Origin of the sequence: Microbacterium sp. NPDC058342 (assembly GCF_042723935.1) — a bacterium.
In the GTDB taxonomy this organism is placed as follows: domain Bacteria; phylum Actinomycetota; class Actinomycetes; order Actinomycetales; family Microbacteriaceae; genus Microbacterium.
The window spans coordinates 724126-749496 of record NZ_JBHXID010000001.1 but is presented as its reverse complement, the minus strand read 5'-3'; the positions used below and the strand labels follow the sequence as shown (position 1 = coordinate 749496).

At 64.8% G+C, this 25371-nt stretch carries 20 protein-coding genes and 1 pseudogene; 14 read left to right on the top strand and 7 right to left on the bottom strand.

Annotated features, from left to right (window positions below; all coding sequences use genetic code 11):
- Nucleotides 1-68: 68 nt before the first annotated feature.
- The 4 genes from ACFWHT_RS03365 to ACFWHT_RS03350 are packed head-to-tail and all read left to right on the top strand — an operon-like array spanning nt 69 to nt 4700.
- Complete coding sequence (locus ACFWHT_RS03365; protein ID WP_378825458.1) at nt 69-1379, top strand: UDP-glucose dehydrogenase family protein; 1311 nt, start codon at nt 69-71, stop codon at nt 1377-1379.
- Nucleotides 1379-2503 (top strand): glycosyltransferase, encoded by a 1125-nt coding sequence (locus tag ACFWHT_RS03360; protein ID WP_378825456.1) that lies wholly within the window; start codon nt 1379-1381, stop codon nt 2501-2503. The genes ACFWHT_RS03365 and ACFWHT_RS03360 overlap by 1 nt, the downstream gene beginning before the upstream one ends.
- Nucleotides 2500-3540, top strand: coding sequence for a hypothetical protein (locus ACFWHT_RS03355; protein WP_378825455.1), 1041 nt, complete (start codon nt 2500-2502; stop codon nt 3538-3540). Before ACFWHT_RS03360 ends, ACFWHT_RS03355 begins: the two co-directional genes overlap by 4 nt.
- A 5-nt stretch (nt 3541-3545) precedes the next feature.
- A complete protein-coding gene (locus ACFWHT_RS03350) occupies nt 3546-4700 on the top strand; it encodes a glycosyltransferase (protein ID WP_378825453.1) in 1155 nt (384 codons plus the stop codon).
- A gap of 57 nt (nt 4701-4757) precedes the next feature.
- Here ACFWHT_RS03350 and ACFWHT_RS03345 read toward each other — a convergent pair whose 3' ends face one another.
- Complete coding sequence (locus tag ACFWHT_RS03345) at nt 4758-5873, bottom strand: glycosyltransferase (RefSeq protein ID WP_378825450.1); 1116 nt, start codon at nt 5871-5873, stop codon at nt 4758-4760.
- On the bottom strand, nt 5873-6886 hold the full coding sequence (locus tag ACFWHT_RS03340; RefSeq protein ID WP_378825448.1) for a stealth family protein: 1014 nt from the start codon (nt 6884-6886) through the stop codon (nt 5873-5875). The genes ACFWHT_RS03345 and ACFWHT_RS03340 overlap by 1 nt, the downstream gene beginning before the upstream one ends.
- Before the next feature lie 99 nt (nt 6887-6985).
- Here ACFWHT_RS03340 and ACFWHT_RS03335 point away from each other — a divergent pair, with 99 nt between their 5' ends.
- Both ACFWHT_RS03335 and ACFWHT_RS03330 read left to right on the top strand, forming a co-directional pair.
- Complete coding sequence (locus tag ACFWHT_RS03335) at nt 6986-8209, top strand: polysaccharide pyruvyl transferase family protein (protein WP_378825447.1); 1224 nt, start codon at nt 6986-6988, stop codon at nt 8207-8209.
- Nucleotides 8202-9665: a lipopolysaccharide biosynthesis protein gene (locus ACFWHT_RS03330; RefSeq protein WP_378825445.1), complete on the top strand. Its 1464-nt coding sequence runs from the start codon at nt 8202-8204 to the stop codon at nt 9663-9665. The genes ACFWHT_RS03335 and ACFWHT_RS03330 overlap by 8 nt, the downstream gene beginning before the upstream one ends.
- Here the strand turns inward: ACFWHT_RS03330 and ACFWHT_RS03325 are convergent.
- Nucleotides 9642-10910 (bottom strand): hypothetical protein, encoded by a 1269-nt coding sequence (locus ACFWHT_RS03325; RefSeq protein WP_378825443.1) that lies wholly within the window; start codon nt 10908-10910, stop codon nt 9642-9644. The genes ACFWHT_RS03330 and ACFWHT_RS03325 overlap by 24 nt on opposite strands.
- A gap of 337 nt (nt 10911-11247) precedes the next feature.
- On the opposite strand from ACFWHT_RS03325, the gene ACFWHT_RS03320 reads away from it, so the two are divergent.
- Nucleotides 11248-12729 (top strand): sugar transferase, encoded by a 1482-nt coding sequence (locus ACFWHT_RS03320; protein WP_378825440.1) that lies wholly within the window; start codon nt 11248-11250, stop codon nt 12727-12729.
- Nucleotides 12730-12830: 101 nt separating this feature from the next.
- Here ACFWHT_RS03320 and ACFWHT_RS03315 read toward each other — a convergent pair whose 3' ends face one another.
- Nucleotides 12831-14009: a hypothetical protein gene (locus ACFWHT_RS03315; RefSeq protein WP_378825438.1), complete on the bottom strand. Its 1179-nt coding sequence runs from the start codon at nt 14007-14009 to the stop codon at nt 12831-12833.
- Nucleotides 14010-14142: 133 nt separating this feature from the next.
- Here ACFWHT_RS03315 and ACFWHT_RS03310 point away from each other — a divergent pair, with 133 nt between their 5' ends.
- The 7 genes and pseudogenes from ACFWHT_RS03310 (at nt 14143) to ACFWHT_RS03280 (ending at nt 18983) form a co-directional block, all read left to right on the top strand.
- Nucleotides 14143-14697 (top strand): hypothetical protein, encoded by a 555-nt coding sequence (locus tag ACFWHT_RS03310; RefSeq protein WP_378825436.1) that lies wholly within the window; start codon nt 14143-14145, stop codon nt 14695-14697.
- Nucleotides 14694-15125: a hypothetical protein gene (locus tag ACFWHT_RS03305; protein ID WP_378825434.1), complete on the top strand. Its 432-nt coding sequence runs from the start codon at nt 14694-14696 to the stop codon at nt 15123-15125. Before ACFWHT_RS03310 ends, ACFWHT_RS03305 begins: the two co-directional genes overlap by 4 nt.
- 162 nt (nt 15126-15287) lie before the next feature.
- Nucleotides 15288-16283, top strand: a complete 996-nt coding sequence (locus tag ACFWHT_RS03300; protein WP_378825433.1) for a MauE/DoxX family redox-associated membrane protein — start codon at nt 15288-15290, stop codon at nt 16281-16283.
- Nucleotides 16280-17263 carry a helix-turn-helix domain-containing protein gene (locus ACFWHT_RS03295; protein ID WP_378825431.1) on the top strand — a complete coding sequence of 328 codons (984 nt, stop codon included), beginning with the start codon at nt 16280-16282 and terminating at the stop codon, nt 17261-17263. Before ACFWHT_RS03300 ends, ACFWHT_RS03295 begins: the two co-directional genes overlap by 4 nt.
- A 2-nt stretch (nt 17264-17265) precedes the next feature.
- Nucleotides 17266-17700 (top strand): hypothetical protein, encoded by a 435-nt coding sequence (locus ACFWHT_RS03290; protein WP_378825429.1) that lies wholly within the window; start codon nt 17266-17268, stop codon nt 17698-17700.
- Between the two features lie 3 nt (nt 17701-17703).
- A pseudogene (locus tag ACFWHT_RS03285) lies at nt 17704-17849 on the top strand (NAD-dependent epimerase/dehydratase family protein); the annotation flags it as partial.
- A 63-nt stretch (nt 17850-17912) separates the two neighbouring features.
- Nucleotides 17913-18983 (top strand): acyltransferase family protein, encoded by a 1071-nt coding sequence (locus ACFWHT_RS03280; RefSeq protein WP_378825427.1) that lies wholly within the window; start codon nt 17913-17915, stop codon nt 18981-18983.
- Between the two features lie 51 nt (nt 18984-19034).
- On the opposite strand, the gene ACFWHT_RS03275 is transcribed toward ACFWHT_RS03280, so the two are convergent.
- The 3 genes from ACFWHT_RS03275 to ACFWHT_RS03265 form a co-directional block, all read right to left on the bottom strand.
- A complete protein-coding gene (locus ACFWHT_RS03275; RefSeq protein ID WP_378825424.1) occupies nt 19035-19970 on the bottom strand; it encodes a class C sortase in 936 nt (311 codons plus the stop codon).
- Nucleotides 19971-20069: 99 nt separating this feature from the next.
- Entirely contained in the window at nt 20070-21554 is a 1485-nt protein-coding gene (locus ACFWHT_RS03270) for a SpaH/EbpB family LPXTG-anchored major pilin (protein ID WP_378825422.1), read from the bottom strand.
- 96 nt (nt 21555-21650) lie between these two features.
- Nucleotides 21651-25259, bottom strand: coding sequence for a SpaA isopeptide-forming pilin-related protein (locus ACFWHT_RS03265; protein WP_378825420.1), 3609 nt, complete (start codon nt 25257-25259; stop codon nt 21651-21653).
- Nucleotides 25260-25371 lie beyond the last annotated feature (112 nt).

Genomic DNA, 25371 nt, shown 5'->3' with positions numbered 1-25371 from the left:
CCATGACGCCTCGTCGAGCACGCGGATAGGGAATGATGGAGGAAGTGTCTTTCTGGGGAGGAAGCGTCATGCGTCTATCCGTCATCGGCTGCGGCTATCTCGGTGCTGTCCACGCCGCTGCCATGGCATCCATCGGTCACGAGGTGGTCGGCATCGATGTCGACGCGAACAAGATCGCCTCCCTCTCCCGCGGTGAGGCTCCCTTCTTCGAGCCCGGCCTGCAGGAGATCCTCACCGAGGGCATCGCCTCGGGCCGCCTCTCCTTCACGACCGACGTCGCTGCCGCCGCTGGGGCGACAGTCCACTTCGTAGGCGTCGGAACGCCGCAGCAAGCGGGCGGCTACGCGGCAGATCTCACATACGTGAATGCTGCGATCGACTCGCTGCTCCCGCACCTGGCCCCGGGCGACGTCGTAGCCGGAAAGTCGACTGTTCCCGTCGGAACTGCAGCGGATCTTGCCCGAAGGGTATCTGGCACCGGGGCCACGCTCGTGTGGAACCCGGAGTTCCTGCGTGAGGGCTGGGCGGTGCAGGACACCATCGACCCCGACCGTCTCGTCGTCGGGGTGCCCGCGGGTGCAGAAGGCGAGCACGCCGCTGAGACGCTGCGTGAGGTCTATCACCCCGCCGTCGCAAAGGGCACGCCGTTCATCGTGACCGATTACGCCACGGCGGAACTGGTGAAGGTCTCCGCGAACGCGTTCCTGGCCACGAAGATCTCGTTCATCAACGCGATGGCCGAGATCGCCGAGGTCACCGGCGCCGACGTGACGCAGCTCGCGGACGCGATCGGCCACGACGCGCGCATCGGCCGCAAGTTCCTCGGGGCGGGCATCGGCTTCGGAGGCGGGTGCCTGCCAAAGGATATCCGCGCCTTCTCGGCCCGCGCCGAAGAGCTCGGGCGCGGTGAGTCGGTGAACTTCCTGCGCGAGGTGGACGCCATCAACCTGCGGCGCCGGGAGCGCGCCGTGCAGCTCGTCGTCGACGCGCTCGACGGCGCCGTGTTCGGCAAGAAGGTCGCTGTGCTCGGCGCCGCGTTCAAACCGCACAGCGACGACGTCCGCGACTCTCCTGCCCTCGATGTCGCGGTGCGGCTCCACGGTCTGGGCGCGCACGTGGTCGTGACCGACCCCCAGGCGATCGACAACGCCCGGCGCCTGCACCCGCAGCTCGCCTACGAGGCCGATCGCGACGCGGCCATCCGCGACGCCGATGCCGTCATCATGGTGACCGAATGGGACGAGTACCGCCGCGAGCTTTCGCCCGCGCACGCGTCGTCGCTGACCCACGGCCGGGTGGTGGTCGACGGCCGCAACGGTCTGGATGCTGCGGCGTGGCGCGACGCCGGCTGGTCGTACTACGGGATGGGGCGGCCATAGTGACGGGACTTCTCGTCCACGAGTGGATCGAGGCCTCCGGCGGCGCGGAGAATGTGCTCGAGGCGATGGCTCGCGCGTTTCCGGATGCCGACATCCAGTGCCTCTGGGACGACGCACCACACCGGTTTGCTAATCGCGCCGTACACGAGAGCTGGCTCGCGCGAACGCCGCTTCGCCGACACAAGGCGCTGGCGCTGCCTTTCACGGTGGGTGCCTGGCGGGGCGTGCGGGCGCGACAGGATTACGAGTGGATGCTGGTGAGCTCACACCTGTTCGCACACCATGTGACGCTGGCTCATCGCGATGTGCCGAAATATGTGTATGCGCACACTCCGGCGCGGTACATCTGGAACCCGGAACTGGACGAGCGCGGCAACGGCATCGCCGTGCGCGCTGTCTCTCCGGCCTTCCGCCGGCTCGACCGAAAGCGGGCACAGGAGGCGACGGCGATCGCGGCGAACAGCGCGTTCGTGCGCGATCGCATCGCCGCCGCGTGGGAGCGTGACGCGGTGGTGATCCACCCGCCGGTGGCGGTCGACCGCATCCTGTCGCAGAGCGACTGGCGCACCCAGGTGACCGACGACAGCGAAAGACGGCTGCTCGAATCCCTCTCCGACACATACATCCTGGGCGCATCGCGGTTCATTCCCTACAAGCGGCTCGATCTGGTCATTGCGGCCGGCGAGCGCGCGGGGCTTCCCGTCGTAATCGCCGGGCGCGGCCCCGAAGAGGCGCGGCTGCGCGCGATGGCCGATGCGGCGTCGGTTCCCGTACTGATCGTGGTGTCACCCTCTGACGCACTGCTGTACGCGCTCATGCAACTGGCTGCGGTGTTCGTCTTCCCCGCCGTGGAAGACTTCGGCATCGTGCCCGTCGAGGCCCAGGCCGCCGGCAGCCCCGTCGTCACCGGTCCCGTCGGCGGACAGGTGGAGACCTTCGTAGACGGGGTGAGCGGCGTCGTCGCGGACTCGACCGATGCCGTGGACCTCGCGCACGCGGTGCAACGAGCGTCGGCGCTTGATCCGATCGATCCGTCGTGCACCCAGCGCTTCTCCGAGACTCGATTCGCCGGCGAGCTCGCCTCGTTGGTCTCTGACCCGACCCGAAGGAGGACCGGCTCATGAACGTTCGCAGTTCACCGGCTGCCCTCATGATCTTCGATCCGAAGCTTGCCCGCGGGGGCGGTCAGGTCGTCCTGGAAGACTTGCTCAGTCACCTCCAGTCCGAGCCTGACATCCATCTGGTTATGCCCGCCGACGGTCAACAGCAGATCTCGATCCCGAAGAGCGTGAACCGCCACGGATCCCTGGGAGATTACGTTTCGACCCTGGCGCCCGGTGAACCAGTGGTGATGGTCTCGAATGCGAACTCAGGTATGCCGTCGCTCGTGAAGACGGCTCGTTCAATGCGTTCTCAGGGGCACACTGTCCACACGATCGCGATCGTGCACAACTATCCTTCCGACCCTGTCCGCGCGTTCGCCACGCGCAAGTTTCTCGCGGAGTTCGATGAGGCGATCGTCGTCGAGCCCGGACTCACGTCGCTTCGCGCAGACGCGCTCACGCCAAGCTGGTTGAGCTTGCGGACTCCTCTGCAAACGATGGCTGACTTTCCAGAGGGGCGAATCACACGGACTCTCCGCGTCAAGTCGTACGGCCGTCCCGACAAGGAGAAGGGGCTCGACTTTCTCCCGCAGATCTTCGGTCCGCTTTCCGAAGCGGGCTACGAGTGCGAAGTGGCCTTGGGCAACGGGTTCAGTCTCGACAAGCGCTACGGCGATCGGCTGCGAAGGGACCTCGCGCCGTGGCTGACGGATGGTTCGCGAAACTCGACGTGGATCGAGCCGGGCGATGTGTTCATCATCCCGTCGCGAACCGAGGCCGCCTGCCTTCTCACCCAAGAGGTGCTCTCTCGGGGGGCGTTCGCCATCGCCAGCCGCGTCGGGCTGATGACATACCTATCACCAGACAACGTCGGCATGCGCACGTTTCCGCGCGGGGATACCACCACAGCGGTCAAGGTGGCGCGTGAAGCTCTGGAAATGGATGCTGACCGCTTCTCCTTCGAGTGCCTCGAAGGCGTGCAGTTGATCGAGCACCGAGCAGGGCGGTGGCACGAGGACGTTGTGCGCACGCTTCTTGAGCGACGGGCCAGGTTCTGACGCACATGAAACCTGCGATTCGGAGCGTCCACATCGCCGACTCGGACGGGTCCTCGCTTGAGGGGGGCGGTGCTGAGATCGTCTTCGACGCCACCATTCGCGCCGCTCACCAGCTCGGGCACGACGTCACCGTCTTCACGGCGCCGCCGCAGCGCACGCCTCTCTCATACGTGTATTCGCGGCGGGTGCACCGCGCGGCGCGCAACCTGCTGGACGACGTTCGACCGAGCATCATTCACCTGCAGAACTTCTATCACTACCTCTCCCCGAGTGTTCTCGCCGCCATCCGTGATCACAAGGTCACGAATCCGACCGTTCGAGTCGTGTTCACTGCGCATGACTTCCATCTGATCTCTCCGAACAGCGGATTCCAGCACTATCGACGCGGACGTCCCATCTCCTACGACGTCGAGAATCCGAGGATCCGCTGGTTCCATCGCTTCGACAGGCGATCCTGGGCGCATTCTCTGTTGAAGCTCGCGCAACATGTCTACGCGTATCGAGTGAAGCGGTTGCACAATGCGATCGATGTCATCATTTCTCCCAGTCAGCTGATCGCCACCGCACTGCGCCGTTCCGGCGTGACGACACCGATCAACATTGTGCGGAACCCGATCTTCGTTTCCCCCGCGCCGCCCGAAAACACACGCGAGGGTCTCGCCTTTCTCGGACGGCTGACGCCTGCCAAAGGCCTGTTGCAGTTCGTGACCCAACTGGAAGCGCTGAGTGTGGCATGCAGGCTGGACGTGTACGGAGACGGACCTCAGCGCGACGCGCTCGTGGACTTCGCGAGCCGTAGCCGTCACGTCGACCTTGCGCTGCATGGTCATATTCGCCACGAAGACATCTCGGCCGTGCTGACGAGACACCGGGCCCTCGTGTACCCGTCCACCTGGTTGGAGAACGCGCCACTGGCCGTTGTCGAGGCGGCATCGCTAGGTCTGACCCTGGTTGTTCCTCACCAGGGCGGCGCTCGCGAGATGGCGGAACTCTCAACACTTCACGAGTTCTATGACCCGACAGACGCCACGTCCATAGAAGATGCCGTACGCAAGGCCTTGGCGACGAAGACTGCGAACAAGCTGCGCAACCCGCAAGCCTTTCTTTTCAACACTTACGTCGAGCAGCTTCAGTCCACATACGCAATCGGTGACACTTGACGGCGGCGAGCACTGAGTGATTGCCGTTGCGACAGGACACGTCGGCCCGCGGACCAGTCAGCTCATCAGCCCGTCGTAGTGGTTCTCGAGTGCTTTGGTTCGCGTCGTCACGGTGAACTCCTCCTCGAACCTTGCCCGGGCAGCAGCTCCCATTTGTCTTGCGCGACGATCCGAGGCAAGCAACTCTTCGAGGTAGCTCGTCAACCGCGGGACATCACGCTCCGGAGCGAGAAGTCCCGTTAGCCCGTGCTGAACCGCTTCTGGGATTCCGGCATGCCCGTACCCGACTATCGGTGTTGCCGACCGTGCGGCCTCGAATACGACGGTGGGAAGGCCCTCAGTATCGCCGTCCGACGCCGTGTGAGACGGCACAGCCAGAACAGCGGATGACTCGAGCCGTCGCTGAACCTCGGCCCGGCTCAAGAAGCCGGGCATGTCCACATCGAGGCGAAGCCGCTTCACTTGCTCACGGATTTGGCTCGCCAACGGACCGTCGCCGATCAGCTGCAATCGATGAGCGCGTCGCACGTCGTCTGGTAGTCGCGAGTATGCATCGATGAGATCCGGGATACCCTTCTTCTCCACGAACCTGCCGACGAAAAGTACCCCGCTCCGCGGAGCTTCGGCGGGCGCGGGCTCCCATGGAACGCCGATTGGCAGAACGACGACCTTTGCAGGGTCCGCGCCGAGCTTCGTCGCTGCATCGGCGATGTGGTTCGAGACTGCCACAAGCAGATCAGCATCGCGAAGTACGCGCATAAGTCGGCGGCGATTGCGACGTCCTCGCATGCCGGTCCGGTTGGGTCGGGCGGTGACATCCGCGCCGTGGAGGGTGACAACGAAGCGCTTCCCCAGCTTCAGCGCGGCGCGTCGTACGCGGGATGCATCACCGCCGAAATGCGCGTGCACGATGTCGGGGTCAGTCTCACGGATGAGTGCGATCAACCGGGGATTCCAGTCCCAGAGTTTGAAGATGAACCGGGCGAGGCGGTGCTTCCGCGGTCCCTCGAACAGGACGCGATCTTGAGGTCGCGCGTTGTCAGAAGACACTCTCTCCGCGCCGATTGCGACCGGAGCCCATCTGGCGTACGCATCGAACTGGCTCCGAATAAATGTCTCGGAAGGCGCAAGCCAACCCCAACGCCAGACAGCTACGCGAGACTTCCTTGCCATCACGATGTCTCACTTACTCTCTCGAACGAGGACGGGTTCGGTAGTGCGCGTTGAAAGGCCGACGTCACGGCCGTACGGACTTCAGGCACGTCGCGAACCTCGCCATCGTTGAGACAAAACTGCGGGAAGCGCCGTCCCGTTATCGCCGCCTCGATCTCGCGAAAGGATGAGCTCGCTAGCGAGAAGTACTGGCCGATGGAACGCTTTGAGCGAGAGAAGTACTTTCCCGAGGCCAGATGCCACATGGTCGCGAAGTAGATCGGCGCGGTCTCGTTCCGAGACCTGAAGACGGTCCTGCGCGCCTGCTCGATCGCCTCGGGTTCGGCAGCATAAGCCTCCTCAACCACCGATTTGAGGAGGGGGATGCCGACATGTGTGTCTGTAACCGGCGGGATCGAGCTACAGGCGAAGAAGAGAGGCATGCGGAATAGCTCCGCTCCCGAACTCGGGCGAAGGCTTCGGCGCATCATGGTGCGGATGTAGCTCCGACGGCTAAAGTGCTTGTTAATGAGGCCCGACGCATACAACATCGCATGTGCCCGAAAGTCACCATCTGCCAATATGGTGGGCGCGTTAACGCCATAAGGTAGACCGTCACGGAAGAAGAAATCGGGTTCCAGCGGACGACCGATGAAGAAGTCATCGTTGAAGTACACGTATCTCTCACTTAGCGCATCGATACGGTGAAGCTGGGACTCGATCGACCTGGAACTGAACGTGTCGACATCCCCCCCCTTCAACTTCCGCCCATCGACTAGGTTCAGTTTGGGGTTATCTTTCTCAAGCCACTCAGGGACGCGGGTGTCGGTGACGAGATGCACGATGCGAACCCAAGGGCAATAGGCTTCGACTGCGCGAAACCAGTACCGAAGCAGCCCCCAGTCCCGGTACCTCACGTCTGAGCTGTCCGCTGACTGCTCGGTGGCCACGCCTTGAGCCGAGGCACGACGCTCGCGCCACTCGTAGTCCTCATCGTTGACCCAGGTAACGACGAAGTCGATGGGTTCAGTCATGTCGCACTACTCTACCGTTGTCCCAGGCCGGGGCCGCTACGATCGTCTGAGTCCTCGCGGCAGTCGGGTGACTCGGAGCTCAAGTCTATCTGGGGGACCATGAAGATCGTCGTCACGAACGGTGTCATCTCTAACACCGGCGATGCAGCTATATTCGCCGGAATTCATCATTCATTGGTCGAGGAGGGTGTGGCGACTTCTGCCGATATAACGCTCCTGGACTCCAACGCCCATCGGACGGCGAAGCTCTATCCACAGTGGAACGTGGTTCAACAGATCGGAGTCGCACCACCGCGTAGGTGGATGAAAATCTCACGCGCAATTTCCCGCATTCGACGCATCTTCGTTGAGCGTCTGGCTGCTGGATCGCCGCTCGCAACGCTCATACTTCGACTTCCGATTGCGCGTCGGACTCATGCTGGGCGCGCTTACGAGGCGCTTCGACGCGCGGATCTCGTCATCAGCACCGGCGGCACGTATCTCGTGGACCACTACGATTTCGCGCATCGAGCAGCGGAACTCGAGCTCGCTAAGCGCCTTGGTAAGCGGGTCGTGCTCTGGACCCAGTCCGTGGGACCGTTCAGCACTCCGCGAGCTGCCTCGTCTATCCACCGCATCATCGCCTGTGTCGACGCCGCCTACTTCCGCGACGATCGTTCACGAGACGCGTGGATCGGTCAAGGCGGAGCACCCGATACCTCATTTACCGTTCCGGACGTCGTTTTCGCCCTTGAACCTCCACAAACGGATTCATTGGCACGGGAGGATCGGGTGTTGCTTTCCGTGCGGGAGTGGCCGCACAGGGGAGCCAACGGCGAATCCTACGACGTGTCGCGCTATGAAGCTACGATGCGACACGCGGCGACAAAGAGTGCGGCCACGGATCATCGCCCGGTTGCCGTATCCACTTGCCAAGGTGTGCCAGGCTACGTCGACGACTCGAGGTATGCGAGACGTATCTTTGAAGGGATCGGTGTGAGGGTGGATGGCGAGTTCCATACCCCCGAGCAGTTGGTCCACGAGTTGCAACGGTCGAGTGCCGCTGTGAGCACGCGCATGCACCTCGCAATCCTTTCTCTCATTTCTCGCGTACCGGCGATCGCTATCGCTTACGAGTTCAAGACGTGGGAACTGTTCAAGAGTTTGGGACTCGAACGATTCGTCGCGACGATCGAGGATGTCACTCCCGAGTGGATTGAGAAGGCCCTCGACGACTTGCACGCCGATCCTGCGTCTGCGTGCCTTGGGGCTTCGCGGCTGGCGGCCGTCCGTGAAGCGGCACGCTTGCCTGCTCGCCACTTGCTGCACTCGAAGCATGACTGATACTTACGACTCCAGCTCGCGAGGCAGCGGTCTCGCTAATGTCAAGTGGAACGGCGTTGCACTTGCAGGGAAGCAGATCGTCGTCATCATCTTCTCGCTGGTCCTTGCCCGTCTTCTAGGCCCGAGCAGTTACGGGATCGTCGCGCAAGCAACGGTCTACATCAGCTTCACGACGTTACTCCTCGATCAAGGAGTCTCAGCCTCGCTCCTGAGTCGCCGTACTGTTGGACGCGACATCCTCGGGGCTTCCGTCACGTTGAACATCTTGATCGCCACGATCCTCGCGTTGGTCACCTGGCCTCTTGCGCAACCTTTGGCAGACTTCATGGCGACACCGGCACTCGCGGGCGTTCTTCCTGTGCTGGGTTGTGGGCTGGTCCTCAAAGGCTTGCAGATTGTTCCGCGCATGTTGCTTGTGCGTCGCTTTCGGTTCCGCGCTCTCGCATTCATCGAGGTCGGTAGCGCAATCGCCGGCGGCATCGCCGGCGTCCTCGCCGCTGTCGCAGGCGCAGACTACTGGGCACTCGTGGTCCAATTGCTCGGAACTGATGTCTGTCTCGTCGTTACGTTACTGGTGTGGTCTCGGACCCCTCGGCCCAACTTCCGATTTGCGGTCCTGCGCGAGATCCTGGGCTTTAGTCTCAGAGTCTTTGGTGCATCAGTACTGAGCTTTGGGACGCGGAACGTCGACACCATCCTGATCGCAAAATATGCTGGCGAAGCGGCCGTCGGACAGTACTCACTTGCGTATCGCGTCCTGCTGATGCCCGTACAGATGGTTGGTCAAACGGTCAGCCGCGTGATCTTCCCCGTGGTGTCACGAGATCGCGACGATCCAGCACGGGTCTCAGCGATCCTCCTGAGGAGCACCCGCGCAATTGCTGCAGTCACGTTTCCGGTAATGACCTTCATTGCCATTGGGGCACACGATGCGATATTCGTCTTTTTAGGCACCGCTTGGCTTCCCGCTGCACCGATCATTGCCGTGCTGGCGGTCACTGGAGCTCGACAGTCTGTCACCGTCCTCAATGCACCAACCATGCTCGGATTTGGCCGCGCGGATATTCAGCTCAGGTTTATGCTTGTGGCAACGGTGGTCCAGATCGGTGGGATGGTCGCGGGGCTACCCGCAGGCGCTCTCGGGGTGGCCATCGGTTACACCATTGCCGGCGTACTCCTGACACCTGCAATCTTCTGGATTCAGAAGCACCTCGCTGGCAGCACTTACAAGGCCCAGCTCGGCGCGCTTCTCGCGCCCGCGCATGCGGCGGCCTGGGCGGGTCTGTCTCACGGTTTGGTCCTACTGACCGCCGTCCCACCGCTGCCGCGCCTCGCAATCGGCGCCGTCGTCTCCGCTGCTATGTACTTTGCCATCCTCTGGCTATTCCACAGGGCCACACTCAAGGACCTCGTCCATGACGCGCGTGGCATCCTACGCGGGCGCCCGCGAAGCTGACACCCGCCGAGCACGAACTTTCGTTGGAAGGTCTTGACCGATCGTGTCGAAGTTCATCGACAGGACCACGACCGTTGTGATCAGAAGCGATCGCCATGTGAGGGTGTCATAAGACGCAGCCCCGACCAGGAGCGCGGCGACAAGTGCACGAATGACAACGGTTCCGCGCAAGAACGCGAAAACGAATGCTCCGGCCCAAAGGAGAACGCCAAGGAGGCCTAGGCCCGCGAGTGTACGGATGAACTCGTTGTCGGTGACCGGCACGCCTGCGACTCCGTGGATGACGCCGGACTCGAGCAAGCCCGGAACGGAGTCGTAGCCGTGCCCGAAGAGGACCGAGCCAAAGGACTGCCCCAGAAGGTCGGGTATAGATCCCGACACCAGACGTCGGTGCTCTACGGATCTTGTCCCCTCGACATCACCCCCGAAGCCGAAGAGGTCACCGAGGAACAGCGGCCCTACAGCGATGGCGCCGACGGCGCCAATCGTGAGGAGGAGCGCGACCCAGATCCTCTTCGCTCGCGCCACGAGCGCCACGAGTAACGCCGCCGCAACCATCAGAAGTCCGGTCCGGGTTCCGCTGAGGAGTATGACCATGACGCCGCCGGCCGCTATCAGAAGCCATGGCCACCTACGAGAGCGGAGGAAGAACCATACAGCGAGAACGACGCACACTGCCATCATCTGTCCGAGAGTGATCGCCCACCCCATCGTGCCCATCGCACGTCCACCCAACTCGGGCCAGAGGTTGTTCGAACCGACGATATTGAACGTAACGCCATCCCGCCGAGGCCAAGGTGCATTCGCGCCGAGAAACCGCTCGCCGATCCCCGAGATAAACTGCACCACGACGGTGACGACGACAATCACCTGAAGGCTCCATACGATGTCGGACCCCAATCGGCGAACGTGTCCGCCTAACAGGATCAGGACCAGCGCCGTGATGATCGGCACCGCGATCGCTTCCAGCTGCGCAGCAGCGAAGACCTCCCGCAGGCCAGCCCATACGAGCGCGCAGCCGAGGAAGACCGGCACCCCCGCCGTGCCACCCAATCTCATAACGACGAAAGCATTGATCGCCAGCGCGACTAGTAGCGCAACTGCAGACTGTTCGACCTCTGTGTGTACCAAGACGAACATCAAGAATGTTACGACGACGACGACCTGACGCGCTCGCCGCAACGGCGAAAAGATGGCGATAAGGCCGAGCACGCCGTAGGCGAGGATCGCGAAGAAGTCAGTCATCGAGTGGTGCCCCAAATGCGCTTACACCCCGGTGCGAACAGGGCCCTCAGCCGGAGCATTCGGTGACTCCGGCTGTTCCGAACGAAGCGCCCGAAGGTCGGAGCAGCCTCTTGACGTCTCAGCATACTCATGGTTCCCGGGAGGCCATGCTGTGACGTCGGGCTACGGGTCGGAAGCTGCAGGCCATCTCGGGCGGGCCGTGCAAGAATAGTCGTACGCGGCATATCTGGGGAGTCCGCGTCGGTCGGAACGGGTGACGCCTACGTGGGGTTGGCGGCACCTGCGGAGCACACGTGCACCGCTACGGTCGAATGGCCGTACGGGAGGCGGCTCAACGATGGCATTGGACGTCAAAGAAGCGGGCTCGGCAGTCGCATCCACGAAGCGAACCCTCGACCGCCACCGACGGATTCACGCGCGTCGACTCGCTGTCACCGACACCATCGTCGTGATCGTCGCCGTGTTCGGGGCGCACTTCCTCCGCTTCGGTCTCAATGACGGGCAACTCGCCGTCGGCGATCAGGTGCTCGACTTCGAGATCGGGTACTTCATCACCTCCTCGCTCTTCGTGATCGGATGGCTCTTCTCGCTGCAGCTGTTCGGCACGAGAGATACCGCTGTCCTCGACGGCGGAGCATCCGAATACCGCCGACTCGTCGACGCGACCATGCGCGTCTTCGGCGTACTCGCCATCCTCGCCCTGGTGCTGCAGATTCAATTCGGACGCGTCTACCTTCTGATCGCGCTGCCCGGCGGACTGCTGATACTGATCGTCACCCGGTGGGCATGGCGGCGGTGGTTGCGACGCCAGCGCCAGGCAGGGCGCTTCCTGCAGCGCGCGATTGTCATCGGCGATCGCGAAAAGGCCACGCACATCGCCGACAAGATCATCCGAGAGCCGCAATCGGGCATCCGCATCATCGGAGCCGTGACCACGCACGGCGGCCAGGAGCCGATCCTCGAAGAGGTTCCCGTGCTGGGCGACTTCTCCGATGTGCTCGAGATCATCGATTCGCACAACGTCGATTCCGTGATCCTCTCAACGTCCGATGCCATCACACCGCGGCGCACACGGAAGTTCGGATGGGCGCTCGATCAGAAGCGCATCGACCTCATCGTCGCCCCCGCCCTGACGGACATCGCCGGCCCACGCATTCACACCCGCCCAGTTGCCGGTCTGCCTCTCATCCACGTCGAGTACCCCCGCTTCGAAGGCCGCCAGCGTGTGGCCAAGCGCACCTTCGACATCATCGGATCGCTCGGCCTCATCGCCCTCTTCTCACCGGTGATGATCATCGTCGCGCTCGCCGTGAAGCTGACCAGTCGCGGACCCGTGTTCTATGCGCAGGAGCGCATCGGGTTGCACGGCAAGCCCTTCAGGATGTTCAAGTTCCGCTCGATGGTTGTCGGCGCCGACGACCAGCTGAAGTCCCTGCTCGACCAGCAGGGGACCTCTGACCAGCCTCTCTTCAAGGTCAACGACGACCCTCGGATCACGCGGGTCGGACGTTTCATCCGTCGTTACTCGCTCGACGAACTCCCCCAGTTCTTCAACGCACTGATCGGCACGATGAGTCTCGTCGGCCCGCGTCCACAACGCGAGGCCGAGGTGGCGCTCTACGATGACGACGCCCACCGACGCCTGTTCATGAAGCCCGGCATAACGGGCCTGTGGCAGGTGAGTGGACGTTCCGACCTCTCTTGGGACGACGCCATCCGCCTCGACCTGTACTACGTCGAGAACTGGTCGGTCACGACCGACGTCGTCGTCGTCGCACGTACGCTCGGGGCGATCATCAAGCCGTCCGGCGCGCACTGAGACGAGCCAGCGGCAGCACCCCCTGACAGCAGTACATCGACGTTCGTCAAGGGCGAGCCATTCGGCCGGCGGGCTCCGCTCGCCAGCCGATGGGGGGGGGATCAGACCCTGACGAGCACGCCCAGGCCGACGAGCGCCTCCACAGACGCGCCGACGATCTCTCTCGCGTCGCCCTCCGGCTCCCCCATCGCATCGACCAGCCTCGACGTCAGCTCGTCGATTCCGATCCAGTCGTCCGCAAGATCCCACATCATCGGTGCTGTACCTCCGACGGCCGAGATCGCGTACTGAGTCGTGCAGAAGGCCATGTACTGTCCGTCGGTGATCACATCGATCATCGCGGCTCGACGGACATCGCCGATCGCCGGCGTACGAGCAGACTCCACGGCACGAGTGTTCGCAGCCTGGGCCCAGGTTCGCTCCACCGGGTGCGCCAGCACCTCGGCGATGAGCTCCGCGATGTCTTCCGGCTTGCGGTAGCGAACCACAACCGCCCCGGGAGCCATCTGAAAGATGCCATCCAGCGCGACGAGTGGCCGCTTGACCGCAGACAGTGAAGGCACAGCGGCCGCCGCCATGGCAATGGCCTCAGGCGTGCTGACCGGATGCCAGGAGGAAGTCTCGTTCACGGCGTGCTCCAGGAAGACCACGGCACGTAACTGCTCCGGTTCATGCTGCGTTCGCAGACCGGCTTGCCCAGGTGCGACCCACCGGGCGGTCTCGACACTGGCGCCACCCATGTTGACGACCCCGGGAATCCCTGTCACCGAGCGGTCGCGGCGATCGATGAGTACGGTGTCGGAGCCGATCAGCGCCGCGGACTCGCTCAGCGCCTGCAGTGCCACCTGACGCGACGGACCGCCGAGCAGCACCACGGCGCCCTCATCCGTGGAAACCGCGCTCGCACGCAACCCGACGACTGCTGGCAACTCGTCAGCCCGCCCCGCGGTGGTGTCGGGTACCTGAGCGGCCATCACCAGGCCATCGACGGCATCCGCGACGCTTCGGACCAGCTGCACCGCCGAGATGCCTCGGGCGAAACCCCCGGCTTCCGGGATCTCGGAGTCGAAGGACATCGACGCCAGGATGCGCTGGTGCGGCTCCCCACCGCTGATGAGATGAGAGAACGCGCTCGTGAGCGCCCTCCTTCCGGCGGCGTCGACCGACTCGTCGCATTCGATCTGGATCAAGTGGCCGGCGGCGTCGATAGTCAAGGGTTCCACGGCAATCACCCTAGTCGGCATCATCAGCGCGCTCCTCTCCGAAGCCGCCATCGACATCGAATGCGCCAACCCGCGTCAGAAAACGCGTCGTAGTTCGTCTCTCCTTCAGAGCCGCAGTTAGACAAGGGGGCGTTGTCGTATGACAAACGAAAGGGACAACATGGGGAAAGAAATTCAGGGTGCGACGGGCGTGAGCCGCCGGACCGTCGTCAAGGGCGCTGCCTGGTCGGTACCGGTGATCGCGCTGAGCACCGCCGCTCCGGCGTTCGCGGCGTCGACACAGAACAACAACCTCAAGGTCGAGACGGTCGACTGCGAGCTCATCACGCTGGGAATCGCGGGGAGCAACTTCCCGGGCTTCCGCTACACCGTGACCGACGGTGTCATCAAGGCAGGGACGCAGATACAGATCACCTTCGGCGGCTTGGCAGCCATCAACGCCGGCAACTTCGAACTCGGCGGAGCCAACGGCATCAGCCTGCTCAACATCGGCGGCAACACCGCCACGTTCGAGCTGACTCAGGATTACGCCGCCAACGACCCGAACCTGCCGAGCGAGTTCACGATCGGCCTCAAGGGCTTCACCGTGAATATCGTGGGCGTGTACACCTCCAGGATCATCACGCCGGACGCTGTGCAGGACGACAACATCGCGATCATGACCGCGGGGGGGGCGTCGGCATCGGCGATCTGCTCGGAGCGTTCATCTGTTTCGACTCCGGCGACGACAACGTCCCGAACGTGACCAAGGTCGACTACGACATCCAGGTCAAGCTGCAGAAGTGCGACTGGCTGACGCTCGGTTCGATTCCCACCTTCCGCATCGGCGTCGTCGGGGGCACCATTCCGCGCGGCACGACGTTCCTGATGTACGGCTCGAGCGTTGCGACGCTCGCACCCGGGTCGTGGAACGTGGACGGCTCCGTCGGGTCCGCACTGGACCTTCTGGGCACGGGATCGAACGCCTGGACCTTCCGCACCACCCGCGACATCACGCCCACAACTCCGCTGGACGTGAAGTTCACCGGCGTCGGCATCTTCGCCGCACAGACCTGGTATCTCGCCTACCTCGGTGAGGACGCAGACTCGGCCAACAACGCCGCGGGCATGCAGATCACCGGTGTCACCCTGGGAATCGCCACGGTGGCGACCTGCCAGCGTCAGACCAGCTGAGAGATCAGCTGACATCGAGGGCGACGGGACCGCTCGCCGCCCTCAGCGCACTGGTCTTCCCGAGTCGGGGGACGAGGGAAGACCAGTGGCGTCCTGGGGAAGACGCCTTGGGGGCTTCGTGGGGAAGCCCCGGGCTTAGATCGTCATTCGGGGGAGTCGACGATGAGCGATTCACTGTACGCTCTGGCACTGACGTGCCTGATCGGGGTGCTTGCGGCGAGCGGGATGCTCAAACTCACCTCACCGGCTGCCACTCGCACCGGCTTCAATGTGGTGGGCATGCCTGCGTCGATGCAACGACCGCTGTTCGTTCTCGGGGTGCCAGTCGCAGAACTGGTGCTGGCCACGGCGCTTGTACTCGCACCCGCACCGGGATCGATCATGGTCTCCGCACTATGCACCACGCTATTCATCGCCTTTCTTGCGGTGGTCCTGCGCGCGCTGCTCCGCGGCGCTGTCGGCGCATGCGGATGCTTCGGAAGGCTCGACCGCTCATCCATCGGACCCGCAACGGTCGTGCGGAACGCGGGCTTGATCGCGCTCTCCGTGCTCGTGCTGACCGAGAGCTCTCGTGGGTCGCTGTTCCAGGCGCTCGGCGCGTTGGGCACACAGGCTCCGATATATCAAACGGGACTGCTGGTCCTCGGCGTCGTTGCCGTGCTCACGACGATGGGGACACTGCAGTCTTCAGCTCTCCCATCCAATGCCTGCGAGCAGCAGGCCGACCGCGACTCCACCACCGGTGCGGAATTGGGCGTTCACATCCTTCACGACCTGTTCGGCGTCGGCCACGATGTGCGCAACTGGTTCGGCGCCGAACGCTCGCTGCTCGTCTTCGTGAGCGCTGGCTGCGCTGCATGCCATGCGCTGGCCGATGACATCGTCGACGCGATCCCTGACCTCGAGTCCAAGGGGATCCGCCTGCGCGTCATTACAGACGTGGAAGCACGCAACGCGATCAGCTCGTTCCCAGCACTCGGGGCGCACATCTATCACGATCGCGAAGGTGCGCTCGGCGCCGAGGCGCTGGTGCGCACCTTTCCGTCCGCCATCTTGGTGGACGGCGGGGAGTCGGCGCGATTCGAGAGCGGACCGGCTGTCGGTGCTGAAGCGATCCACCGCCTGATGCGGCAGGCCCAAGCCAGGTTGACGGCATGACCAGGCGCACGACCGGCCATCTCGCTCCCGACGTCCGCGGAATCAACGACGTCGTACCCAGAATCGCGAAGCTGATCATCGACCAGGGGCCATACGACCTGCGACACTTCTCGGGCGTCGGCCTCGGCGACATAGACATCCTGCGGTGTGACTTCGGCCCCCGAACGCTCGGGCTGCGTCCAGGGGGCCGCCACGACCCGTGGGTCCTGCTCGCGAGGGCCACCGCGGCGGACCTCGACATCTCTACCGCCGACGGCAGCGCCGTGCGCGTGCCGGCGGGTGAGACCTTTCTGCTCCAGCTCTCTCAGGCGTACCGGATCCGCGCGATGGGATCAGGCCAGCTCACAGCCGTGACGGTACCCGCATCCTCACTGTGCGAGCTGCCCGGCTTCGTACAATCCGTGTCGAAGCGGGTGCTCGTGGGCGGCATTCTCAGCGTCCCGACCTGGTCGTTTCTGAACAGTCTCGTCGATCAGCCGCTCCCGTGGGCGCCGATGGCCGCGTACTTCGCCGAGACCCTCATCACCGAGATGCTGTCGTCGGTCGTGCTCACCATCGAAGCGTCGCGAAGCAGATCCACGTCTGAGCGCTCCGTGCTTCGTCGGGCCCGCGCCCATATCGCCGCCTTCGCACGCGATCGCCGGCTCTCGACACAGACCATCGCAGACAGCCTCGGCACATCGGTGCGCAGCCTGCAGCGCGTCTTCGCCGATGCAGGTCAGAGCCTCAGCACAGAGATGCGCCGAGCACGAGTGCAGGCAGCGATCGCACTCCTCAGGTCCGCCGAGGCGAGCTTCATGTCGCTCGACGAGATCGCCCGGAGCGCCGGATATCTGGATGCCGTCGCCATGCGGCGTGCCTTCCATTCGGCCGGTGCCCGGCAGCCTCGGAGGTACCGCCCACGGTCGGCTCAGGCCAGAGAAATACGCGACGAACTTCTGAAAGTCGCGTCACAGAATCCGAGGATCGGAGTCTCATAGATATGACCATCCTCGATGAGCGCCGTGCCGCGCCCTCGCGACCGGTGCAGGCGGAACGAACGGCCCGCCGGAATGCTCTCGATGCGAGCATCGAGCGGGAGCTCCGCAAAGGCGAAGGCACCGGGCACACGCTGCACGCGCGGCACTGGGATCTCCTGAACACCCTCATCGAATACGAACTGCAGCAACCTGCACCCGCGACCGAGGCGACGCTGTTTGCCGCAACGCCGATCTTCGGACCTTTCCGCGGGATGCGCTTTCAACAGCGGCTGACCTGGCTCCTCCGGCTCGGACTCGTGCGGCGCGAACGTTCGTCGCTGCGGCCCACGCTCGCCGGCTTCGGCGCAGCACGGCCCTTCTCCACGCTCCCCGGCTCACTCCGCCCGCCGCAGGCGCTGCTACGCGAGCTGCGCCGCGGTGAGATCGGCTCCCTCTGAAGTTCCCTGCTCGAAGCGGCGCAGCGGCACGATGTGCGCCTGCACCACGCCTCCACCGTTGAGGCGTGCGGCGACCTTCACCCGATGACCCGCAGCGGTTCAGCGGCGGCACCCCCTACGACCCGTCGTCGCCGTACGACGCCGGCAAAGGTCGATGAGGATCCGGTAGAGGCTCGATAGGCTGGCCAGGCTGGGGCGAGATGGAGAGTCGAATGTCGTCAGATGACGGGCACGCCAAACGCCTGATCGTTCCCGATGTTCTGCGCGGAGTCGCGATCCTGGCGATGCTCATCGCGCACGCCGCGCCGTTCCTGCCCGACCTGCCGTGGGCCGCACGTTTCCTCAGCGGAAACATCAACGACCTGGCATCGCCGCTCTTCGCCTTGGTGATGGGGATGTCGGCGCAACTGCTCTGGAATCGCAGCCGAAGCACCCCGGTGACCCTGATGCAGCAGATCGTCCGTGGGATCATCCTGGTCCTGCTCGGACTGTGGATGGCGAGCTGGGGATCCTGGGTCGCGATCGTGCTGCAGCCGCTGGGCGTGCTGCTCGTCGTCGGCGTGCCGCTTCTGCTGCTCGGAACGAGAATGCTGTGGGCGGTCGCCCTTTTCGTCCTGGTGATCAGCCAGCCGGTCGTCTCCGCCGCACGCGAAGGCGCCTGGTGGTTCTTCGCTCAGGGTCAGGCCGCCTCCTCGCTCGCCGATTGGACGCTCAACGGCAACCACTATCGCGTGATGAACCTTCTGCCGTTCTTCCTGCTGGGCGCGCTGCTCATCAGGCGAGGGCTGAAGCGCGACGGCTTCCTGTGGACGATGGCGGTGTTGGCGCCGGTCATGTACCTGCCGGCGACGGCTATCAAGGCCCTCGATCTCGTACCCGTCACGACCGGCGACTACTTCGACACGTTGCACGACGCCGGGCTGGTCTTCGCGGTGTACGTGCTGATCGTGCTCATCGTCACCGCGAAGGCGAGCCCGCGTAACCTGCGTGTTCGCGACGCGGTAGTCACGCCCGTGCGCGCCTGGGGGCAGCTGGCGCTCAGCCTCTATCTGCTTCATGTCGCGGTGATCGCCGCGTGGAACAACGGGCTGGGGCGGCCGGATCACAACATACCCGTGGGTTGGCTGCTCATCGTGCCGGGGATGGGCCTGATCGCCTGGCTCTGGTGGAGGTATGTGGGCACCGGGCCCGTGGAATGGCTGATGGGATTCGTGACGCGGCGACCGAAGCCGTTGCGGCAGCCCCGGCCCCACCGTCGCGATGAGGCCGAGCGCCGAGCCTGACGCGTTCGCGACGCGGTCTCTGCGCAGCCTCCGAACCGTCGGCGCCCTGGCCTATTGGTTCGTCGGAGCATCCACGGGTCGGCGGCCTGACGGCCGCCTGGCGAATCCCGCCCCGACCACCAGCGCGAGGGCCACCAGTACCGACAGTGCGAGCACCAGCGCCCACCAGGCGAACCCGGGGATCTCGGGCGAGTTCCCCGCGTTCTGCAGGTCCGTGATCGGCGTGGGAGTCACGCGTTCGCCCGTGACCAGGTACCGGTGCGTGTTGATGCCGAGTGGCGTACAGGTGACCAAGGTCATCAGATCTTCACCGGCAACGGCGCGCAGTGTGTCGGTGTCCTCCGGCTCAACCGTCTTGGTGTCGATCACTTGATAGGTGAGGACCTCACCGAACACCTCCACCACGAACCGGTCACCGACCTCCAGCCTGTTGAGGTCGTTGAACAGAGTCGCCTCGGGCAGACCACGGTGTGCCGTGAGAACCGAGTGCTGCGATCTGCCGCCCACCGGCAGCGAGGTTCCCTCCAGGTGGCCGACGCCCTTTGCGAGCGTTGCATCGGAGGTGCCGTGATAGATCGGCAGATCCACATCGATCGCCGGAATGCGCAACCTGCCCATCACCCCCGTCGATGTCGCGCGCAGCAGTGAGTCGTACTCGAATGCGCCCACTCCTCCGGCATCGGAGGTCGGCTTGTTAGCATTCGGCTCGAGCAGAGCACCGCTCTCCAGAAGATCGTTGTACTCATGCGCGCTCTGGAGCTGATCGTCCAGCTCGGGCGACGGCTCTTGCTGCAGTTCGGACGACACGTCGACGATCAGCTGCGACTGGTGATACTGCGATATCCAGCCGGCCGCGATCGGATACTCCAGCAGCCCCACGCCGACGAGCATCACGATCGCAACAGCCAGCATGCCCCAGGGCATCCGCCACTTCCGCCGCGACGGCACCGGGGCCTCCGGCGGCGTCTGCGACTCCTCGATCGTCATCACCATCGCGTCTCCTCCCGGCCCACGTATCCGTGGTCATGCCCGGGGCGGGAAGGATGCTCCTTCCCGCCCCGGGTTCATGCGATCAGCACCACGTGATCATCCGTGGCTGCGTGACCGCCGCATCATCAGCAGGCCGCCGGCGGCGATGACGATCAGCGCGATTCCGCCGACCGTGAACCACAGGGTGCCGTTGCTTCCCGTCAGCGGCAGCATCGGTCCGTTCACCGGGGTGTTCAGCACCGCGTCGGCGCTGTACTCGCCCTGAGCGACGGCGCCCGGGTGCACCGTCACCAGGAACGCCGCGGTAGCCGCCGTGTAACCGGCGGGCGCCTTGGTCTCCTTCACGCAGTAGTCGTGCGAGTTCGCGCCCGCCTGACCGACGTACAGGCCAGCGACCTCGACGACGCCATTCGCGTCCGAGACGAACGTCGACGCCGTGGTCGTGCCGTCGTCGACGCTGATCGCCGCGCCGAGGTCACCCACGCAGGTGCCCTGGCCGTTCACGTCGAACACCTGGAACTCCGCGCCGGCAAGGCCGGTGGTCTGAGCGGTGGCATCGACCTTCAGCAGTCGCATCGCGCCCCAGACCGTCGTCGCACTGCCGACCTCCTGGTTTCCGGTACCGGGGTTCTCGAACGCCTTGTTCTCCAGAGCGCCGATGCCGGTCACCTCGGTGGTCAGCTGCCACCTGAAGTAGGTACCGGTCGGGAGGCTGTTGACATAGGCGGGGTCGAACGTCACCGTGACGGTGCCACCCGCTGCTGCCGACGCCGTCGGGATCGTCGCCATGCCGGACGGAACAGGTGTCTCCACGCCGCCGGGAGCGACGCTCACCAGCGAGGTCGTCTCCTCGTATCGCAGGTGGTCGTTGAGGTCATCGACCAGCGCGTACGCCGTCAGCGCCTGACCGTTGTTGAGCGAGCCGAGCGGGTTGCTCTTGATCGTCCACGGGACGAGAGAGCCGAGACCGTGGGTGCCCGGGTCCGCGACCGTCTTGCTGCTCGTCGGCGTGATCGTGTTCTTCGGGTAGGTGTGCACCGTCCACAACCAGTTGCTGGTGGCGGGCGTGACTGTCGTGTCCTTCGACGGGAACGGCAGAGCCACCAGGAAGTCCAGTGAACCCGTCGCGCCGGCGGGAACCGTCGTCTCCACGACCTTGTACAGACCGATCGGCAGGTGCTCGAAGGTCGCACTGCCGTCAGCGATCGTCGTCATCGTCGCACTGCCTGCGGTGGCTTGCGTGCAGGTGTAGTCATCGACCTCGAGTGCGGCGACGGCTTCCCAATCTGCCGACGTGCTCAGCTCGCCCACCTTGCAGACGGTGAAGCCGGCGCCGGCGAGCGGCAGGCGATCGACCGTCTGCTGGGTGCCGTTGTTGGGGTTGGTGGTGGTCGTGCCCACGTGCTTGTGCACGACGAGCGTGCCCACCGAACCCGCGGGTGCGTTGCCCGGCGCGGTGCCGTCGACCGGCACTTCCGTCGCGCTGGCCATACCGGCCCCGCCGATCGCTCCTGCCAGGACCAGCGCAAGCACTCCCCCAGTGCTGGCCAGCCGCCGAAGCGTGCTCTTCTTGGTTTCCATGTGTCCTTCTTCTTTCGGTTTCTCTCCGTCGCCCCAGTCGACGAGGGAGTGGGAATGGATGAATGAGTTGTCGATACGTGAGTCGGCTGCCGTGTGTCAGTCCGTCATCGCGCCCCCGAGAGCGGATGCTGCGCGCCTGCGCAGCCACACCCGGCGCACCATCAGCAGCGCGAAAGCGAGCAGCAGCACGCCGAGGCCGAGCAGGGAGTAGAAGTCGCTGCTGAGCCCGCCGGTCAGCGGCAGAGTCGGCGGCGTGCCTGCGGCGTTCGTGATCGGCGCGAGCTCCGCAGTGAGCGCGGCGCCGCTGATCGTGAACAGGTGCGGTGCGGCGTCGAGTACGTATCCCAGCGGCGCGGAGGTCTCGGTGAGCGTGTAGTCACCCCAGAGCAGACCCTCGATGCGGAAGCCGCCCGCGGCGGGATCCTTGTCCAGGCCGGTGCAGTCCGCAGAATTCGTCTCGAGGCAGTCCTCGACCGTCGCACCGCCGGGTGCCAGCCCCGGGCCGGCGAGCTTCCAGACCGAGCCGGCGAGCAAGGTCGTCGATGCGTCCTGATCGACCTTGACCCAGGTCACGGCACCTGGCTTCGGCGTGTTCGTGTACGTGCACGTCACGTCAAGTCCGGCCGCCAGCGTGACGGATGCCGCGGTGACGACGCCATCCTGCACCGTGCCGCGAGCGACCTCGTTCTGGTTCCCGTCAAGGCAGACCACACTCGTCCAGCGGTATCCGTCGCCGGACGACGGTGTCCCCGAGAACTGCTCCGTGAGCGCGTAGGTTCCCGCGGGGACGGTCTGCGACGTGACCGCCGGAGTACTCGAGGTGCCTGTCACGACGGTGCCCTGCGCCTTGCCCGAACCGGTCGCGGTCAGGGTCCAGACCTCGGGCCCTGCGTAACCCGTTCCCGCGGCGGGGCTGTCGACGACCTTCACCAGGGTGAGAGTCGGACGCGTCTGCTTGTTGACGATCTCGCAGTTCACCGAAGAGCCAGCCGGAACGTCCTCGAGCTTGCTGCCGGCTTCGTCAGCCAGAGCGACCACGGTCGTGGACCCATCGCTGCGGGTCACCGCGCAGGTGCCCTCGACGAACTGGTAACCGCTCTGCTGGGTCTCGGAGATCACGATGTCGGCGGTGGTGTTCGCCTTGCTGTACTGCAGTTTCCAAGCCGCGGAACCGTTCTGGCCCGTCGACTTCGTCAGCGTGCCGCTGGGTGTGACGGTGCCGTTCTGGGCTCCGCTGACGGCAGCGCCGACGGTCCAGCCGACCCCGGGCTGCGGGTTACCGCTCTCGCTGTCCTGCACCCGCTTGCTGACGGTGACATCCGTCACCAGCGGCGCATTCGTGAACGTGCAGACGATGCTGTCGCCGGATGCCGGGATGGTGACAGTGCCCGTCGTACCGGAGCCAGAGGTGCCCAGCGGCTCGCCGTCGACGGTGCAGACGTAGCTGGTCGCGTACTTGCTGAGGTCCGTGGTGCCCGCCGCAGCCTCCGTGAAGGAGAGCGTCACGTTGCGCACAGTCGCCTGCGGGCCCACCTGCTGAGGCTGGATGCCGTTGACTGTGCCCGTCGTCGTGGCCGTGCCGAGCTCGGTGGCCCCCTGCTTGAGCGTGAGCTTGAACTGATCACTCGCGGCATTGCGCCCCTGCACATTCTTGCGCAGCGTGATGGTCGCCGGCGAGCCGCACGAAGCAAGGTCCTTGCTGTCGCTCATGCTGCTCGTCGGCGCGCTCTCGTACGCCCAGTTCGGCATGGCGTATCGGCGCATCTCGCTGCCGGCACCGAGGAACGCTTTGCCGTTGGCGTCGAAGGCGACACCGTTGACGCTCGTCATCGTGGTCTTGTCGGCCGACGGCGAAGACGTGATCCTGCCGTTGGGCGCGGGGGACGCGAGATCTTCGGGCTGGACGCTGTACACGGTCGTCGACGTGCCACTGCCACGAACGATGAACAGGTTGCCGCTGTTGTCGAACGCGATATCGCCGTTCTGGCCGCTCGAACTGGAGTTGGTCTCGATGTATCCGAGGTACTGGAAGGTGCTGGACGAGCCGGGGTTGTACTGCCAGAGCTTGAACCGAGAGCCGTCGTCAGTGAATCCGCCGAACACGTACTTGCCGGTGGAGAGGTTCACGGCGCCGGCGACCAGCGAGTTGCCCAGATCGGTGTCGTAGAAGTCGCCTGTGTACTCCCACCTGCCTTGCGCGTTCACCTTGTAGATCGATGCTGTCTCTGAAGTGGAACGGTCGTAGGCGTACACCGGTGAGCCACCGTAGCCGATACCCAGGCCGTTGAAGTCCGGGTTGCTCACTCCGGCGGCAGCGGGGATGACATTCGTGATCGCCCCGGACGGAGCGATCTGTCCGACCGATCCGTTTCCGGAGATCTGATAGATGTATCCGGGCGTGCACTGGATCAGACTGCTGGCCTTGGTCACCTTGAACGGGCTGAAGGTGTAGACCTGATTCGACCAGCCCGACGGCGTGTCGCGCGTGCCCGGAATCTCGGCCCACGCGTTGCCAGGGGCGGTGAAGAAGTACCCCGTCGGCGCTGTCTGCTGGCGGACGCGATAGCGATTGCTGTCGGATACTCGATGAGAGCCGATCTCGATGACCAGGAACTCACCGGGATCCGGATCCTGATCCACCAGGCCGGTGCAGGGAGCGGAGGTGCAGTCGGTCACCGTGGCGGCGCCGTTCCACGACACGTCGTACTCGCCCCAGAGCCAGAAGTACGAAGACGTACGCGGGCCCTGAACCTGGAATGTCGCACCGCCGCGCAGGGCATTGCTCTGGTCGCGCACTTCCCAGTAGAGGTACGGCTTCGTCGCGCCGGCCTCGGGGCCCGCGGCCAGTGGCGAGATGACCGCATCCGGCAGCGCGGCGGCAGCTTTGCTCTGCGCGGCCAGCGGGATCAGCTCGACGTCCGTCGTCTCGTGCGTCGTCTCCGTCGACGCCGCCAGAACGGTCCACTCGGTGGCGTCGCCCACCGTGTACCCCGTCGCCTGGGCGGTGCGGACGCGGTAGTCGGCGTCCGGCTGAACAGCGGTTGCGACGGCCTTCGGGTCGTCCTCGTCGGCGAACTGCTCCACCTGGAACGCACCGGGCGTCGGGTCGAGATCGACGCCGGAGTAATCGCTCTGGCCGGTGTTGTCCTCGACGGCGGTCTCTGCGGCGTCCGCCCACTGCTCGTCGTCGCCCTGATCGGCGATCGTCTCGTCGCGAGCACCCTGCAGCGTGACGATCGCCCCGGCGACGAGATCTCCATCGCGATCGACCATCTCCCACCGAAGAGCTGCTGCCGCGGCCGGCGACGGGGCGCTCGACGGCGTCTTCTGCTGAGGATCCGAATCCGGCATCTGCTCGGGCTGAGCCGCCTTCTGCTGCTGATGCTGCGATGTCTGCTCGTTCCGGCCCGGCTTCTGCGGCGTCTGCTGCGGCTTGCCCTCCGACTCCCCAAGCTGGCCCTGCGCCGGCTGCTGCGGCTCAGACGACGGCGGCGTCTGCTCAGGCTGCTCAGTCGCGTCGAGCTGCTTCACCGGTTCGGGCTGAGCCGGCGAGTCCGCGCCCGCATCAGGCGTGCCGTCGGTCTGCTGGTCGCTGACCGCCGGCTGATCCGCCGGCGGCGAATCCTCGCCGAGCGCGACACTCGCCCCCGCGAACATCAGCGCACCGCTGATCAGACCGACAACGACTGTCTGGCCGGCGCGCACGGCAAACCGACCCGATGACTTCCCCATTTTGAGTCCCCAGACCCTCTGTGCCGGATGTCTCCCATGACGCTTGCCCCAGTTGCTTGCGTCGACTCCGGATCACTCTGCGACC